This is a genomic window from Streptomyces sp. NPDC026062, assembly GCF_055568375.1.
In genome coordinates this window covers 29,484-45,424 of sequence record NZ_JBVHOQ010000006.1, presented here as the reverse complement: position 1 = coordinate 45,424, position 15,941 = coordinate 29,484, and the positions used below count along the sequence as shown (strand labels likewise).

14 protein-coding genes are annotated in these 15,941 nt (G+C 67.1%); 8 read left to right on the top strand and 6 right to left on the bottom strand.

All coding sequences use genetic code 11. The features are described from left to right. Nucleotides 1–38: 38 nt before the first annotated feature. The 6 genes from gyrB to dnaA form a co-directional block, all read right to left on the bottom strand. Nucleotides 39–2,144, bottom strand: coding sequence for a DNA topoisomerase (ATP-hydrolyzing) subunit B (gene gyrB, locus ACZ4LX_RS07145; protein WP_467640452.1), 2,106 nt, complete (start codon nucleotides 2,142–2,144; stop codon nucleotides 39–41). 403 nt (nucleotides 2,145–2,547) lie between these two features. Then, nucleotides 2,548–3,096 carry a DciA family protein gene (locus ACZ4LX_RS07140; RefSeq protein ID WP_467640455.1) on the bottom strand — a complete coding sequence of 183 codons (549 nt, stop codon included), beginning with the start codon at nucleotides 3,094–3,096 and terminating at the stop codon, nucleotides 2,548–2,550. Further along, the gene (gene recF, locus ACZ4LX_RS07135; protein ID WP_467640458.1) at nucleotides 3,093–4,223 is read right to left on the bottom strand and encodes a DNA replication/repair protein RecF; all 1,131 of its coding nucleotides are present in this window, start codon (nucleotides 4,221–4,223) and stop codon (nucleotides 3,093–3,095) included. Before recF ends, ACZ4LX_RS07140 begins: the two co-directional genes overlap by 4 nt. 167 nt (nucleotides 4,224–4,390) lie before the next feature. After that, nucleotides 4,391–5,269: a phosphogluconate dehydrogenase (NAD(+)-dependent, decarboxylating) gene (gnd, locus tag ACZ4LX_RS07130; RefSeq protein WP_363066938.1), complete on the bottom strand. Its 879-nt coding sequence runs from the start codon at nucleotides 5,267–5,269 to the stop codon at nucleotides 4,391–4,393. A 143-nt stretch (nucleotides 5,270–5,412) separates the two neighbouring features. Continuing rightward, nucleotides 5,413–6,543: a DNA polymerase III subunit beta gene (gene dnaN, locus ACZ4LX_RS07125; protein ID WP_148022051.1), complete on the bottom strand. Its 1,131-nt coding sequence runs from the start codon at nucleotides 6,541–6,543 to the stop codon at nucleotides 5,413–5,415. Nucleotides 6,544–7,644: 1,101 nt separating this feature from the next. Next, the gene (dnaA, locus tag ACZ4LX_RS07120; protein ID WP_467640461.1) at nucleotides 7,645–9,504 is read right to left on the bottom strand and encodes a chromosomal replication initiator protein DnaA; all 1,860 of its coding nucleotides are present in this window, start codon (nucleotides 9,502–9,504) and stop codon (nucleotides 7,645–7,647) included. Between the two features lie 380 nt (nucleotides 9,505–9,884). Here dnaA and rpmH point away from each other — a divergent pair, with 380 nt between their 5' ends. The 8 genes from rpmH to ACZ4LX_RS07080 all read left to right on the top strand — a co-directional run bounded on the left by rpmH (nucleotide 9,885) and on the right by ACZ4LX_RS07080 (nucleotide 15,909). Next, nucleotides 9,885–10,022, top strand: coding sequence for a 50S ribosomal protein L34 (rpmH, locus tag ACZ4LX_RS07115; RefSeq protein WP_010985740.1), 138 nt, complete (start codon nucleotides 9,885–9,887; stop codon nucleotides 10,020–10,022). Between the two features lie 21 nt (nucleotides 10,023–10,043). Continuing rightward, entirely contained in the window at nucleotides 10,044–10,415 is a 372-nt protein-coding gene (gene rnpA / locus ACZ4LX_RS07110; RefSeq protein WP_467640464.1) for a ribonuclease P protein component, read from the top strand. Next, nucleotides 10,412–10,771: a membrane protein insertion efficiency factor YidD gene (gene yidD / locus ACZ4LX_RS07105; protein ID WP_467640467.1), complete on the top strand. Its 360-nt coding sequence runs from the start codon at nucleotides 10,412–10,414 to the stop codon at nucleotides 10,769–10,771. Before rnpA ends, yidD begins: the two co-directional genes overlap by 4 nt. A 3-nt stretch (nucleotides 10,772–10,774) precedes the next feature. Continuing rightward, on the top strand, nucleotides 10,775–12,037 hold the full coding sequence (yidC, locus tag ACZ4LX_RS07100; RefSeq protein ID WP_467640470.1) for a membrane protein insertase YidC: 1,263 nt from the start codon (nucleotides 10,775–10,777) through the stop codon (nucleotides 12,035–12,037). Nucleotides 12,038–12,051: 14 nt separating this feature from the next. Then, complete coding sequence (locus ACZ4LX_RS07095) at nucleotides 12,052–12,561, top strand: Jag family protein (RefSeq protein WP_362540011.1); 510 nt, start codon at nucleotides 12,052–12,054, stop codon at nucleotides 12,559–12,561. An 84-nt stretch (nucleotides 12,562–12,645) separates the two neighbouring features. After that, a complete protein-coding gene (gene rsmG / locus ACZ4LX_RS07090) occupies nucleotides 12,646–13,386 on the top strand; it encodes a 16S rRNA (guanine(527)-N(7))-methyltransferase RsmG (protein ID WP_467640473.1) in 741 nt (246 codons plus the stop codon). A gap of 292 nt (nucleotides 13,387–13,678) precedes the next feature. Then, a complete protein-coding gene (locus ACZ4LX_RS07085; protein ID WP_467640581.1) occupies nucleotides 13,679–14,755 on the top strand; it encodes a ParA family protein in 1,077 nt (358 codons plus the stop codon). Then, a complete protein-coding gene (locus ACZ4LX_RS07080) occupies nucleotides 14,752–15,909 on the top strand; it encodes a ParB/RepB/Spo0J family partition protein (RefSeq protein ID WP_467640476.1) in 1,158 nt (385 codons plus the stop codon). Before ACZ4LX_RS07085 ends, ACZ4LX_RS07080 begins: the two co-directional genes overlap by 4 nt. The last annotated feature ends 32 nt before the right edge of the window (nucleotides 15,910–15,941 follow it).

Below are 15,941 nucleotides of genomic sequence, written 5' to 3'. Positions count from 1 at the left end.
TTGGAGGGTCGCCGGACCCTCCTCCTTGTACGGCCGACTCAGATGTCGAGGAAGCGGACGTCCTTGGCGTTGCGCTGGATGAACGAGCGCCGCGCCTCGACGTCCTCACCCATCAGCACCGAGAACAGGTCGTCGGCCTGCGCCGCGTCGTCGAGCGTGACCTGGCCGAGCACACGGTGGTCGACGTCCATCGTGGTGACACGCAGCTCCTCGGCGTTCATCTCGCCGAGGCCCTTGAAGCGCTGGATCGAGTCTTCCTTGATCCGCTTGCCGTTCTGCTTCCCGAGCTCGACCAGGGCGTCGCGCTCGCGGTCCGAGTACGCGTACTCGAAGTCGTCCCGGCCCCACTTGATCTTGTAGAGCGGCGGGCGCGAGAGGTAGACGTGGCCGGCCTCGACCAGCGGTCGCATGAAGCGGAAGAGGAAGGTCAGCAGCAGGGTGTTGATGTGCTGACCGTCGACATCGGCGTCCGCCATCAGGATGATCTTGTGATAGCGCAGCTTCTCGATGTCGAAGTCCTCGTGGACCCCGGTACCGAAGGCCGAGATCAGCGCCTGGACCTCGGTGTTCTGCAGGATCTTGTCGACCCGGGCCTTCTCGACGTTCAGGATCTTGCCGCGGATCGGCAGAATGGCCTGGTACATCGGGTTGCGGCCGGACTTCGCCGAGCCGCCGGCGGAGTCACCCTCGACGATGAAGATCTCGCACTTGGTCGGGTCGTTCGACTGGCAGTCGCTGAGCTTGCCGGGCAGCGAAGCGCTCTCCAGCAGGCCCTTGCGCCGGGTCAGATCGCGCGCCTTGCGGGCCGCCACGCGGGCGGTCGAGGCGGCGATGCCCTTGCGGATGATGTCGGCGGCCTCGTTGGGGTTCCGGTCGAACCAGTCCGTCAGCTGCTCGTGGACGACCTTCTGTACGAAGGTCTTGGCCTCCGTGTTGCCCAGCTTGGTCTTCGTCTGGCCCTCGAACTGCGGCTCGCCCAGCTTCACCGAGATGATGGCCGTCAGGCCCTCGCGGACGTCCTCACCGGTGAGGTTGTCGTCCTTCTCGCGCAGCAGCTTCTTGTCGCGCGCGTACCGGTTGACCAGCGAGGTCAGCGCCGCACGGAAGCCCTCCTCGTGCGTACCGCCCTCGTGCGTGTGGATCGCGTTGGCGAAGGAGTAGACGCCCTCGCTGTACTGCGTGTTCCACTGCATGGCGATCTCGACCGAGAGCAGCCGCTCCTTGTCCTCGGCCTCGATGTCGATCACCGACTGGTGAATGACGTCGCCCTTGCGGGAGTTGAGGTATTTGACGAAGTCGACGATGCCGTTCTCGTAGTGGTACGTGACCGAGCGGGCCGCCTCCTCCTCGGGGACGTCCGCGGCCTCCGTGCTGTCCGCACCGGCCGTGGCCTTCGCCGACTCGCGCTCGTCGGTCAGCTTGAGGGTGAGGCCCTTGTTGAGGAAGGCCATCTCCTGGAAGCGGCGCGAGAGCGTCTCGAAGGAGTACTCGGTCGTCTCGAAGATGTCGCCGTCGGCCCAGAAGGTGACGCTGGTGCCCGTTTCACCGGTCTCCTCGTTACGGGCCAGCGGGGCCGTCGGGACGCCGAACTTGTAGTCCTGGGTCCACCGGTAGCCGTCGGTCTTCACCTCGACGGCCACCCGGGTGGACAGCGCGTTGACCACGGAGACACCGACTCCGTGCAGACCACCGGAGACGGCGTAGCCGCCGCCGCCGAACTTGCCGCCGGCGTGCAGCACGGTGAGGACGACCTCGACGGCGGGCTTGCCCTCGGACGGCACGATGCCGACCGGGATGCCACGGCCGTTGTCGATCACGCGCACCCCGCCGTCGGCGAGGATCGTGACGTCGATGGTGTCCGCGTGCCCGGCCATCGCCTCGTCGACCGAGTTGTCGACGACCTCTTGCACGAGGTGGTGGAGACCGCGTTCACCGGTCGAGCCGATGTACATGCCAGGTCGCTTGCGGACCGCGTCCAGACCCTCCAGCACGGTGATCGCGCTGGCGTCGTACGAGGCTTTCACCTCACCCGAGGCCTTCACCTCGGCCGAGGCGGGAGCAGCGCTGCTCTCGCCGGGGGTGGACGGAATGTTCTCGTTGGGGTTGCCGGAATCGGCCACGAAGCGCCCTTTCTGGCACAGCACAGGCCGTTCTCCGGGCAGGCGGGAGCGGCTGCGTCGTTCGGCTTGTATCGACGAATCCCGCAAGGACGCGGGATTGTCCACCAGTCTACCGGTAGCGCCGACCCGAATGGGGGTTTGCCGGTACCTGAGTCCGCATGTGCCGCCCTGAATGAGAGCCTGACGACTCCCCATATCCGGGAAGGGGCCTCAAGAGGCTCACACGGGCATTGAGCGCTTCTGCCTGTCAGCCTTCCACTACGGTGAGGGACGCCCGCTCCCCGCCGTACGGTTGCAACCACCACGCATCTCCACAACGGAGACAACCGGCCTATCGGTGACAAACAGGGCACACCGCATCCCCGGTGTCTCGCGCACAGCACGGTGATCGCGCCAGGTCAGAAGAGAAAGCCCAGGTCAGACGCCGTCATCCATAGGTGTCGCCCGGTCCGGTACTCCCCGGAGCGCGCAGCGGACCATATCTGCGCGCGGGCCCTCCAGGCCCCAGGACCTTGATCATCCGCACGGTTCCATGCCCCAGATCCGCGTTCAGCCGGGCCACCAGCTGCGGCGCCAGCAGCCTCAGCTGCGTCGCCCACGCCGTGGAGTCGCACTGCACCGTCAGTACCCGCTCATCAGGGGCCTCGTCATAACGCAACGGCACACAGTGATTGGCGAGATCATCACCCACGATCTGCGGCCAGCGGCCCATCACACCGCCCACCGCGGCCGGTGTCTCCCAGCCACGCTCGGTGATGAGACGGTTGATCGCGGCCCCCAGCGGCAGCGGATCCCGGCCGTCCGCCCGCGCACCGGAACGCAGCCCGCCGCCCCGCCGGGCCTGCTTCTTCTGCTGCGCCGCCGCACCACGCGCCCGCGCCTGCTCCTTCGCCGCACGCAACGCCACCCGTGCCAGGTCCACGCCGGAGGGCTCCGGCTGCTTCGCCGGGTCCTTGCCCTCTCCCTCGCCGCTCACAGCCGCTCCACCTCCCCGGCGGACACCGCGTACCGCGTACCGGCCAGCACCCCGGGAACGTCGTCGTCCACCGCGGCCGTCACCAGCACCTGCTCACCGGGGGCCACCAGCTCCGCCAGCCGCTCCCGTCGCCGGGCATCCAGCTCGGCGAAGACGTCGTCCAGCACCAGCACCGGCTCATTGCCCTCGGAGCGCAGCAGATCGTACGAGGCCAGCCTCAGGGCCAGCGCGTACGACCAGGACTCCCCATGGCTCGCGTACCCCTTGGCCGGCATGCCGCGCAGGCCCAGGACCAGGTCGTCGCGGTGCGGGCCCACCAGCGTCACACCCCGCTCGATCTCCTGCTTGCGCACCTCGGCGAGGGCCGCGATCAGCTGCGCGTACAGCTCCTCACGGGTACGGGCGGGCTCCACCCCGGCGCCCACCGAGCTCCGGTACTCCAGAGTCACCGGACCGCCGCCGGGCGCCACGTCCGCGTACGCCTTGTCGGCCAGGGGCTGAAGCGTCGCGATCAGGTCCAGCCGCTGTGCCAGCAGCTCGGCGCCCACCCGGCCCAGATGCTGGTCCCACACATCGAGGGTCGACAGGTCCATGGACCGTCCGCCGTGCCGGCGCGCCATCGCCGCGGACTTCAGCAGAGTGTTGCGCTGTTTCAGCACCCGCTCGTAGTCGGAGCGCACCCCGGCCATCCGCGGCGACCGTGCCGTGACCAGCTCGTCGAGGAACCTCCGGCGCTCGCCCGGGTCGCCCTTGACCAGCGCCAGGTCCTCCGGCGCGAACAGCACCGTACGCACGATCCCCAGCACGTCACGAGGTCTGACCTGCGACGATCGATTGATTCGGGCGCGATTCGCCTTGCCCGGATTCAGCTCGAGCTCGACCAGCTGGGACCGTTCGCCCTGGGTGACGGCCGCCCTGATGACAGCCCGGTCCGCGCCCATGCGCACCAGCGGGGCGTCGGAGGAGACCCGGTGGCTGCCGAGCGTCGCGAGATAGCCGACGGCCTCGACGAGATTGGTCTTCCCCTGGCCGTTGGCCCCCACGAACGCGGTGACGCCCGGGTCGAGAGGCACCTCGACCCGGGCGTACGAGCGGAAGTCGGCCAGCGACAGATGCGTGACATGCATGGTGTACGCCGACCTTCCCGGCTTCCTGCTCCGTGCTCCGCGGTGTGGGACGGACCGTCCGGTCCGGCCCGCACCTCGTTGTGGTTACAGCGTGTTCCCGACCGCTGCTTCTTGTCGTTACCGACCGCTGTGGGTCGTTCTCGACCGCTACCGCGTGTTCTCGACGGTTACTTCTTGTTCTCGACCGCGTGGCCGCCGAACTGGTTGCGCAGCGCGGCGATCATCTTCATCTGCGGGGAGTCGTCCTGGCGCGAGGCGAAGCGCGCGAAGAGCGACGCCGTGATCGCCGGCAGCGGCACGGCGTTGTCGATGGCCGCCTCCACGGTCCAGCGGCCCTCACCGGAGTCGGCGGCGAAGCCCCTGAGCTGGTCGAGGTGCTCGTCGTCGTCCAGCGCGTTGACCGCCAGGTCGAGCAGCCAGGAACGGATGACCGTGCCCTCCTGCCACGAGCGGAAGACCTCGCGCACATCGGTGACGGAGTCGACCTTCTCCAGGAGCTCCCAGCCCTCGGCGTAGGCCTGCATCATGGCGTACTCGATGCCGTTGTGGACCATCTTCGCGAAGTGGCCGGCGCCGACCTTGCCCGCGTGGACGGAACCGAACTTGCCCTCGGGCTTCAGGGCGTCGAAGACCGGCTGGACCTTCGCGACGTGCTCGGCGTCGCCGCCGTACATCAGCGCGTAGCCGTTCTCCAGGCCCCAGACGCCGCCGGAGACTCCGCAGTCGACGAAGCCGATGCCCTTGATCCCCAGCTCGACAGCGTGCTTCTCGTCATCGGTCCAGCGCGAGTTCCCGCCGTCCACGACGATGTCGCCGGGGGAGAGCAGCTCGGCCAGCTCGTCGATCGTGGACTGGGTCGCGGCACCGGCCGGGACCATCACCCACACGACGCGGGGACCCTTGAGCTTGCCCACAAGCTCTTCGAGGCTGTGGACATCGGCGACGTCCGGGTTGCGGTCGTAACCGATGACGGTGTGGCCGGCGCGGCGGATGCGCTCGCGCATGTTGCCGCCCATCTTGCCGAGGCCGACGAGACCGAGCTCCATCAGAGATTCCTTAAGCGTTGTGCCGATTCGTACCCAGGAACGAGCCTACGCCCGCCGGGGGACAGGACGCCGGGCATGCTCGGCGCTGAACATGCCCGTCGGGTCCTGCCGCGATTTTGGCGGCGGCAGGACCGGTGACCGGGTCAGCCGGAGAGGCGGACCGGCATGATCAGGTACTTGTACGCGTCGTCCGCCTCGGCGTCCACGGCCGGCCGGCCGCTGAGCAGCGCGGGCTTGGTGGACGTCGTGAAGGAGAGCTGGGCGACCGGGGAGTCGATGGCGCTCAGGCCGTCGAGCAGGAAGGTCGGGTTGAAGGCGATCGAGATGTCGTCGCCCTCCAGCACCGAGTCGACGCGCTCCACAGCCTGTGCGTCGTCACTGGAACCCGCTTCCAGGATCAGGACGCCCTGCTCGAAGCTGAGCCGCACCGGGGTGTTCCGCTCGGCCACCAGCGCCACGCGCTTGACGGCCTCGACGAAGGGGGCTGTCTCGATGACCGCGACCGAGTTGAACTCGGTGGGGAAGAGCGTGCGGTACTTCGGCAGATCGCCTTCGAGCAGTCGGGTGGTCGTACGCCGGCCCGCGCCCTCGAAGCCGATGAGGCCTTCACCGGCACCGGAGCCCGAGAGCGCCAGCGTCACCGTGTCCCCGCTGGTCAGCGCCTTGGCGGTGTCCAGCAGCGTCTTGGCGGGGACCAGCGCGACGGCGGAGGCGTCGGCGTTCTCCGGCTTCCAGAGGAACTCGCGGACCGCGAAGCGGTAGCGGTCGGTGGAGGCGAGGGTGACGGTGTCGCCCTCGATCTCGATGCGCACACCGGTGAGCACGGGCAACGTGTCGTCGCGGCCCGCCGCGATGGCGACCTGGGCGGCTGCCGAGGCGAAGACCTCACCGGGCACGGTGCCGGTCGCGGTCGGCATCTGGGGCAGGGCGGGGTACTCCTCCACAGGAAGGGTGTGGAGTGTGAACCGCGAGGAACCGCAGGCCACGGTCGCCCGTACACCGTCTGTGGAAATCTCCACCGGCCGGTTGGGCAGGGCGCGGCAGATGTCGGCGAGCAGGCGCCCGGAGACGAGCACCGTGCCGTCCTCCTCGATCTCGGCGTCCACCGAGACCCGGGCCGAGACCTCGTAGTCGAAGCTCGAGAAGCTGAGGGCTCCGTCCTCAGCCTTCAGCAGAAGGCCCGCAAGAACGGGCGCCGGCGGACGGGCCGGGAGGCTACGGGCCACCCAGGCCACAGCCTCCGCGAGTACATCGCGCTCCACCCGGATCTTCACCGGAACCGCCTCCTGCTGTTGCTCGCTCGCCCTGCTGGCCTTCGTCGTCTGGTCGGGCCGCTCCACCGATGCCGGGGGAGGAGGCCGGGGACCAGTCTGACGTACGGCACCGACACTCGGTGCTGCTCGGGGTCAAGTCGAGACAAGAGGCTCGGTGAGCTCCGGCGCCGAGTTGTGCACAGCCCCCACTTCGAAGCGGATTCCGGGCTAACTATAGGTGGCAGTAGTAGTAGGGCCTGTGGAAACGGTGGATAACGTCGTTTTCGCAGGTCAGGCCCACTTTTTTGTCCACTGGTCCTGTGGGTGGAACCGGTGGACAACCCGGGGTTTCTGTGGACACCCGAAAGTTGTGCACACCCGGTACACAGGGCAGGGGGGTTTCTCCCCAGGGCTGTCCCCAGTTTTACCCACGTTCCCCACAGCCCAACCGGCCCTCTTGGTGTGACGCCTTTCACTCGGCGCGGTGAAGGCGGGTGTTGCGTTGCCGAACAGTGGACAGCGGTGTGGAGAAGCCCGTCCTTCCTGGGGAAAACGATCGCCGGCCTGTGTACCGACAGTGGACAACCTCGACAGGCCCCTGTGGACGAAAAACTTGTCCACAGGCTGTGGATCATTGTTGACCACAAATCCCCAGGCCTCTGAGCTGGCCTGATGGAGTATCGGCTGTCGCGCCTGTGGAAGCAGTATGGACAACTTTTGGATCCCCAGGCTGTGGAGGGAAAATTCTCCCCAGATCTGTGGAGAACAGCCCTTCCGCGGCAGGTATTCGAACAGCGCGGCCGGTCAGCGGGCCTGCTCGATGGCCTGAGGAACGGTCAGGAACCGTCGATCGGGCCGCTCGTGGAACCTTCCGCGCCCCTTTGGAGGCGGCTCTCAGCGACGCCGGGCGAAGCGCGGCGTCGCATGGCGACGCACGGCCGGCGGCCGAGCCGCCCTCCCGTCCGCCTCGTCGCCGGCCTCCTGGCGACCTCGTGATCCGCCTCTTCGACGGGCCTGCTGGAACGCGGAAGGGCGCTCAGCGGACTCTTCGGGAGTCCGCTGAGCGCCCTTCTCGACGGTGCCCCGCCGCGGCGTGTGCGGAAGACGGTGCGGGAGAGCTCGTCAGCCGTTCTTGATGCGGTTGGTGAGTTCGGTGACCTGGTTGTAGATGGAGCGGCGTTCCGCCATAAGCGCACGGATCTTGCGGTCGGCATGCATCACCGTCGTATGGTCACGGCCACCGAACTGCGCACCGATCTTGGGCAGTGACAGGTCCGTCAGTTCACGGCACAGATACATGGCGATCTGGCGTGCCGTCACCAGCACACGGCTGCGGGACGATCCGCAGAGATCCTCCACGGTCAGGCCGAAGTAGTCGGCGGTCGCCGCCATGATGGCCGACGCCGTGATCTCCGGAGCCGAGTCCTCGCCGCCCGGGATCAGGTCCTTCAGCACGATCTCGGTCAGCCCGAGGTCCACCGGCTGACGGTTGAGGCTGGCGAAGGCCGTCACCCGGATGAGAGCGCCCTCCAGCTCACGGATGTTGCGGGAGATACGGGAGGCGATGAACTCAAGCACCTCGGGCGGGGCGTTGAGCTGCTCCTGCACCGCCTTCTTGCGCAGGATCGCGATGCGCGTCTCCAGCTCCGGAGGCTGTACATCGGTGGTCAGACCCCACTCGAAACGATTCCGCAGCCGGTCCTCCAGGGTCACCAGCTGCTTGGGCGGGCGGTCCGAGGACAGCACGATCTGCTTGTTGGCGTTGTGGAGCGTATTGAAGGTGTGGAAGAACTCCTCCTGCGTCGACTCCTTGCTCGCCAGGAACTGGATGTCGTCGACCAGCAGGATGTCGACATCGCGGTACCGCTTGCGGAAGGTGTCGCCCTTGCCGTCGCGGATCGAGTTGATGAACTCGTTGGTGAACTCCTCCGAGCTCACGTACCGCACCCGGGTGCCCGGATAGAGGCTGCGGGCGTAGTGCCCGATGGCATGCAGCAGGTGGGTCTTGCCGAGCCCCGACTCCCCGTAGATGAAGAGAGGGTTGTACGCCTTCGCGGGCGCTTCGGCCACGGCAACGGCTGCGGCGTGCGCGAACCGGTTGGACGCCCCGATGACGAAGGTGTCGAAGAGGTACTTCGGGTTCAGCCGCGCATGCGGTTCGCCGGGGCCGGGCGCCGGCGCGGGCTGCGCGCCCATCGGGCCGGTGCCGCCGCCGGGCCGTCCGGTACCGGCGCCCTGCCGGTGCTGGGGTTCCTGCATGTCGTGGCGCTCGGGGCGCTGCGGCTCGTACCCCTGGCGCTCCGGGGACTGTGTCTCGTATCCCTGGCGCTCGGGAGGCTGTGTCTCGTATCCCTGGCGCTCGGCATGCTGCGGACGGTAGTCGTGCTGAGGCTGCTGCTGGGGGCGGCCGCCGTACGGCTCGCGCCACTGATCGGCCGACGGCTCACGGTCCTGGAACCCGCCGAGCCGGGGCTGCTGCCAGGAGAGGTCTTCCTGGGTGCGCGGCCATGCGCCCGGTTCGGGGCGCTGCTGCTGGTAGTCGGGGTACGCGGGACGGGCGGTCGGCATGCCGTCGTCCGAGGGCCGGTGACCGTAGCCGTCGTAGGCGTCGTTGTGCTGACGCTCATCGTGCTGAGGACCCTGGTAGCGGTGCTGCGGCGGCTGCGGGGACTGGTGCATCGGGGGCGCCGGCGGGTTCGGCGGTTCTCCGGCGGAGTCGTCGACCGTGATCGCGATCCGGATCGGCCGGCCGCACTCGCGGCTCAGTGTCTCGCTGATGAGCGGGGCGAGCCGGCCCTCCAGGACGCGCTTGCCCCATTCATTGGGGACGGCGAGCAGCGCGGTGTCGGCAACCAGGGCGAGCGGCTGACAGCGCTCGATCCACTGCTTGTCCTTCGGCTCGATGCCCTGCTGGCCCTCCCCGAGGAGTTGCTCCAGCACTCGTGGCCACACTGCGGCAAGATCGGCAGGTACGTCAGCCACAAGACACGCTCTCTCGCTGGTCCCACGAATGTGTGTTTCTCGGGACGTATGGGTCGGGATGGGTGAGGACCGGCAGGCGGGAAGAAAAAGAACCGGGGTTCAGCCACGGTAGGCGGGCCGACCCGTGCGGTTCAAGTCGTTGTCCACAGGCTGTGCACAATGGGGGGTCCGACAGGGTCGGTTTGACCGGATGGCGTAGCCGCGCGTACCGTGACCAGGTCGAGTTGTCGATGGCTGCTGCCGCCTGCCTCCGATGGGCAAAGATCACGATCTGTGATTGTGAAGCGGTGCAACTAGGGCGTTTACGCGAGTCTCTCGTGGGCGCACGGTGACAGCCAGGCGATGTCCCGCCAATACACGATCATTACTGGAGCCCCCGAGTGAGCAAGCGCACCTTCCAGCCGAACAACCGTCGTCGCGCGAAGACCCACGGCTTCCGTCTGCGTATGCGGACCCGTGCCGGCCGCGCGATTCTCGCGTCCCGCCGTGGCAAGGGCCGCGCCAGCCTGTCCGCCTGATCGCGTACAGGTCGTCATGACGTGCTGCCTACCGAGAATCGGCTGAGGCGGCGCGAGGACTTCGCGGCCGCGGTACGACGAGGACGCAGGGCGGGCCGCCCTCTGCTCGTCGTCCATCTGCGCAGCGGTGTAACGGACCCGCACGTGACTGGGGAGACTGCTCCCCCGCCGCGTGCGGGTTTCGTCGTCAGCAAAGCAGTGGGTGGCGCGGTCGTCCGCACAGCGGTGAAGCGAAGGCTTCGCCATCTGGTCCGAGAACGGCTTCCCCTGCTGCCCCCCGGTAGCCTGGTTGTCGTACGCGCGTTGCCCGGTTCGGGTGACGCCGACCATGAACAGCTGGCCCGAGACCTGGACGCCGCCCTTCAGCGGCTGCTGGGAGGGGGCGCGCGATGAAGTACCCGCTGCTGGCTCTCATCAAGATCTACCAGTGGACGATCAGCCCACTTCTCGGTCCTGTCTGCCGTTATTACCCGTCGTGTTCCCACTATGGATATACGGCGATCGACCGGCACGGAGCGATCAAGGGAACGGCGCTGACAGCCTGGCGCATCCTGCGATGCAATCCGTGGTCACCCGGCGGCGTGGATCACGTTCCACCACGCAAACGTCCGCGTTGGCACGAACTGCTGCGTAGTGCCATGCGCGGCGACAAGGGCGGGGACTCCGCCGCTGATGTGCCTCCCGGGAAGTCGGCCACCGGCCTCCCGAGCTCGGCCGCAGAGACTTCGCCCAATGCTCAAGGAGCCTGATTAGTGGACACGATTGCCAGTCTGTTCAGCTTCATCACATGGCCTGTTTCCTGGGTCATCGTCCAGTTCCACAAGTTGTACGGGGCGATCTTCGGCCCGGACACGGGGTGGGCCTGGGGTCTTTCCATCGTGTCCCTCGTGGTGCTGATCCGTATCTGTCTGATCCCGCTGTTCGTCAAGCAGATCAAGTCGACGCGGAACATGCAGGTGCTCCAGCCGAAGATGAAGGCGATCCAGGAGCGCTACAAGAGCGACAAGCAGCGTCAGTCCGAAGAGATGATGAAGCTGTACAAGGAGACGGGTACCAACCCGTTGTCCTCGTGCCTTCCCATCCTGGCGCAGTCGCCGTTCTTCTTCGCCCTGTACCACGTGCTCTCGGCCATCGCGTCGAACAAGAAGATCGGTGTCATCGACCAGTCGCTGCTGGACAGCGCGCGTCAGGCGCACATCTTCGGGGCGCCGCTCGCCGCCAAGTTCATGGACAGCGCCGAAAAGGTCGAGGCACTGGGCGCCTCGCTCGTGGATGTCCGGATCGTCACCGCGGTCATGATCGTGATGATGTCGGCCTCGCAGTTCTTCACCCAGCGCCAGCTGATGACGAAGAACGTCGACCTGACGGTCAAGACGCCGTACATGCAGCAGCAGAAGATGCTCATGTACATCTTCCCGCTGATCTTCGCCGTCATGGGCATCAACTTCCCCGTCGGTGTCCTCGTCTACTGGCTGACCACGAACGTCTGGACCATGGGTCAGCAGATGTACGTGATCAACCAGAACCCGACCCCGGGCAGCAAGGCGCAGGAGCAGTACCTCAACCGTCTCCTGAAGAGCGTCACCGCGCATGGTGAGGTGCGGGGACGGACCAGGCGCAACACGGTCAAGCGGATCACGGCCAAGGGGCCTGACCGCAATGACATCGAGCGGAAGTTCGTCACGGGACTGGCCAAGCTCGGTCTGGCCCCGCAGGAGGACGGCACGGTGGCCAAGAGCGATACCGCCGTGGCCGAGGCCGAGGGCGGTACCGCACAGCGGCGTCACCAGCCCAAGCGCCAGACGAAGGCGAAGCGCCAAACCGCCGCAGGTCACCCGACGGGGGCCAAGGACACCGATTCCAGCGATTCCGAGTCCAAGACCTCCTTGCAGAAGAGCGCACCGCAGGACGACAAGTCCAAGCCGGCGGGCAAGCCCGCGTCCGGCTCCTCACGCCAAGCCAAGTCCGGACAGCGCAAGGGCCCGCAGCGGCCCAAGCACCCGTCCAAGAAGTAAGAAGGAGTCCATCCGTGACGGAAGGCACCACCTCCACGGCCGCTGAGGGCAGCGACACCTTGACCCGTCTTGAGCAGGAAGGGGAGATCGCAGCGGACTACCTTGAGGGCCTGCTCGACATCGCCGACCTGGACGGCGACATCGACATGGACGTCGAGGCGGACCGGGCCGCGGTCTCGATCATCAGCGATTCGGCACGTGAACTGCAGAAGCTCGTGGGTCGCGACGGTGAGGTGCTGGAGGCACTTCAGGAGCTGACGCGGCTGGCTGTGCACCGGGAAACCGGTGACCGGAGCCGTCTGATGCTGGACATCGGTGGTTTCCGGGCCAAGAAGCGCACGGAGCTCGCCGAGCTGGGTGCCAAGGCCGCGGACGAGGTCAAGAGCACCGGTGAGCCGGTGAAGCTGGACCCGATGACCCCGTTCGAGCGCAAGGTCGTGCATGACGCGGTTGCGGCCGCAGGTCTGCGCAGTGAGTCGGAGGGCGAGGAGCCGCAGCGCTTCGTCGTCGTCCTTCCGGCCTGACCGGACCCTCTTTTGTCGGCCCCGTCTGTTCGCAGGCGGGGCCGATCTTTGTCAGCCTGATAGTCAGCCACCCATGGTGCGGTGATGCGGTATGGAAGGACGGTTCCCGTGACGGAGGAAGTAGAGCTTGCCCAGGCGCCCGATGCGGCCCGGGATGTGTTCGGCGAGTGCTTTCCCGAGGCCGTTCGGTACGCGGAACTGCTGGCCGACGCGGGGGTCAAGCGAGGACTGATCGGTCCGCGCGAGGTCCCGCGTCTGTGGGAGAGGCATCTGCTGAACTGCGCGGTGCTCTCCGAGGTCGTTCCCGACGGCGTCACGGTCTGCGATGTGGGTTCGGGTGCCGGCCTTCCCGGGATTCCGCTGGCGCTGGTGCGGCCGGATCTGAAGATCACCCTGCTTGAGCCGCTGCTGCGGCGGACGAACTTTCTTCAGGAGGTCGTCGAGCTTCTGGGCCTGGACCATGTGACGGTCGTCCGAGGCCGGGCTGAGGAGGTTCTGGGCACGCTCCAGCCGGTGCATGTGGTGACGGCGCGGGCGGTGGCACCCCTGGATCGCCTGGCAGGCTGGGGGGTGCCCCTGCTTCGCCCGTACGGGGAGATGCTGGCCCTCAAGGGGGATACCGCCGAGGAGGAGATCAACGGCGCGCGAGCGGCCCTCAGCAAGCTCGGGGTAGTGGAGACCGAGGTGCTTCACGTGGGGGAAGGCTTCGTTGATCCGATGTCCACCGTGGTGCGTGTGGTGGTGGGCGAGAGCCCTGGTGGTGTGAGGTTCGCCGCGAAGCGAGCCAAGGCCGCGAGGGTCAGCCGGACACGGCGTCGTCGCTGAGCGGTGTAATGACGCTAAGTATCTGACCGTTACCTAACGTTTAGTTCCGATATCGGTCCTGTGTCGGTCAAGGAGCTGTGCGTACCCCGCGCGGAGTGTCGTGCCCCTGTAGCTACGCTGCAGGGGCATCGTGTTTCACGTGAAACGTCGCTCTCTGCTGCATGGAATCATCGGCCGCGGTCGTGCGGCTGCCACCCCTCGCCATCGCAGGCCCGTTAGGGCTACGGAGTTGTCCACAGAAGTGGATTCATCCACAGAAGAGCGGGCCTCGCTGGTTCACGACCCCGAAACCATGGCAGGCTCTGCTCATTACGAGCCTGAAGTCGAGGAGAGTGAATCCTTGCGGTCCGACGCCAACATCGCGGGACCGATGACCGATCCGGTCCCCGGTCCCCGAACCGAATCGGCGGGGGACGGTGTTTCACGTGAAACACCGCCGCCGATGGATGACACACCTATCGGTCGTGCGGCCCAGCTGGCGGTGGAGGCCCTCGGGCGTGCCGGCGAAGGCCTGCCGCGCCCTGACCAGACGCGAGTCATGGTGGTGGCCAATCAGAAGGGCGGGGTGGGTAAGACCACCTCGACGGTCAACCTTGCCGCGTCGCTTGCACTGCACGGTGCACGCGTTCTGGTGGTCGACCTTGACCCGCAGGGGAACGCCTCCACGGCTCTGGGTATCGACCACCATGCCGAAGTTCCCTCGATCTATGACGTCCTGGTAGAGAGCAAACCGCTCTCCGACGTGGTTCAGCCCGTCCCGGACGTCGAAGGTCTCTTCTGCGCCCCAGCCACCATCGATCTCGCCGGTGCGGAGATCGAGCTGGTGTCGCTGGTGGCGCGGGAGAGTCGACTTCAGCGGGCGATTCAGGCGTACGAGCAGCCGCTTGATTACATCCTGATCGACTGCCCGCCTTCGCTCGGCCTGCTGACGGTCAATGCCCTGGTGGCCGGTGCGGAGGTGCTCATCCCGATCCAATGCGAGTACTACGCGCTGGAGGGGCTGGGTCAGCTGCTGCGAAACGTCGACCTGGTGCGGGGGCACCTCAACCCCGATCTCCATGTGTCGACGATCCTGCTCACCATGTACGACGGCCGGACCAGGCTTGCGTCACAGGTTGCGGAGGAGGTGCGCAGCCACTTCGGCAAGGAGGTGCTGCGGACCAGCATCCCTCGCTCGGTACGGATCTCCGAGGCGCCGAGCTACGGGCAGACCGTGCTGACCTACGACCCGGGTTCGAGCGGTTCCCTGTCATATCTCGAAGCAGCCCGCGAGATCGCGCTGCGCGGGGTCGGGGTCCAGTACGAGGCCCAGCATGCCCACACAGGCAGTCTGAACAGCCAGCAGAACACTTCGGAGGGGATCCAGTGAGCGAGCGTCGTAGAGGTTTGGGGCGAGGGCTCGGTGCCCTGATCCCCGCCGCTCCGCAGGAGAAGCAGGTACCGTCCGCCGGTATGGGCACGTCCTTGCCCGGGACGCCGCCGGTGCTGACCTCCGAGCGGGGCGTGGCTGTCGCGAAGGTGACCACCCTTGGTTCGGGTTCCCCTGTGGTGCCGGAGCCGAGCGCACCTGTCTCGGTGCCCGAGGGGACCGGCGGGCCGGCCGAGGTGGCCGGGGCCTATTTTGCTGAGCTGCCCATTGACTCGATCGTGCCGAACCCCCGCCAGCCCCGCGAGGAGTTCGACGAGGACGCTCTTGCCGAGCTGGTCACCTCCATCAAGGAGGTCGGTCTCCTTCAGCCTGTCGTTGCGCGGAAGACGGGGCCGGGGCGCTTTGAGCTCATCATGGGTGAGCGCCGCTGGAGGGCCTGCCGTAAGGCCGGTCTGACGCAGATCCCAGCGATCGTACGGGCGACAGACGACGAGAAGCTGCTCCTGGACGCGCTCCTGGAGAACCTTCACCGGGCTCAGCTGAACCCCTTGGAGGAGGCGGCTGCGTACGACCAGTTGCTCAAGGACTTCAAGTGCACCCACGACCAGCTGGCCGACCGGATCGGTCGCTCACGGCCGCAGGTTTCCAACACCTTGCGCCTGCTGCGGTTGTCACCACGGGTTCAGCGCAGGGTCGCGGCCGGAGTGCTGTCGGCGGGGCATGCACGGGCGCTGCTCTCGGTGAATGACTCCGAGGAGCAGGACAAGCTGGCCCATCGCATTGTGGCCGAGGGGCTTTCGGTGCGTGCGGTCGAGGAGATCGTCACGCTCATGAGCTCCAGGCCCACGAGCTCCGCAAAGCCCAAGGGGCCTCGGGCAGGCGGCCGGCTTTCGCCGGCGCTGACTGACCTGGCGTCCCGGCTGTCCGACCGTTTCGAGACCAGGGTGAAGGTCGATCTCGGTCAGAAGAAGGGCAAGATCGTCGTCGAGTTCGCCTCGATGGAAGATCTGGACCGCATCCTCGGCAGCCTGGCGCCGGGCGAAGGTCGTGTTCTGGACCGTGCGGCTTCGGATGAGGCGGCCTCCACGGACGAGACTGCTTCTTCGGACGGGGCAGCGTCTTCGGACGAGACGGCCGAGGACGACAAGGGCTGACGTTTGAGCGGTGAGGGGCGGGCTGCCTTCCG

Excerpts from the sequence above, each read along its gene's own strand:
- ACZ4LX_RS07085 (WP_467640581.1), top strand. The coding sequence starts at position 13,679 with ATGGCAGGCTCTGCTCATTACGAGCCTGAAGTCGAGGAGAGTGAATCC.
- yidD (WP_467640467.1), top strand. The coding sequence starts at position 10,412 with ATGAAGTACCCGCTGCTGGCTCTCATCAAGATCTACCAGTGGACGATC.
- recF (WP_467640458.1), bottom strand. The coding sequence starts at position 4,223 with ATGCATGTCACGCATCTGTCGCTGGCCGACTTCCGCTCGTACGCCCGG.
- rsmG (WP_467640473.1), top strand. The coding sequence starts at position 12,646 with ATGCGGTATGGAAGGACGGTTCCCGTGACGGAGGAAGTAGAGCTTGCC.
- gnd (WP_363066938.1), bottom strand. The coding sequence starts at position 5,269 with ATGGAGCTCGGTCTCGTCGGCCTCGGCAAGATGGGCGGCAACATGCGC.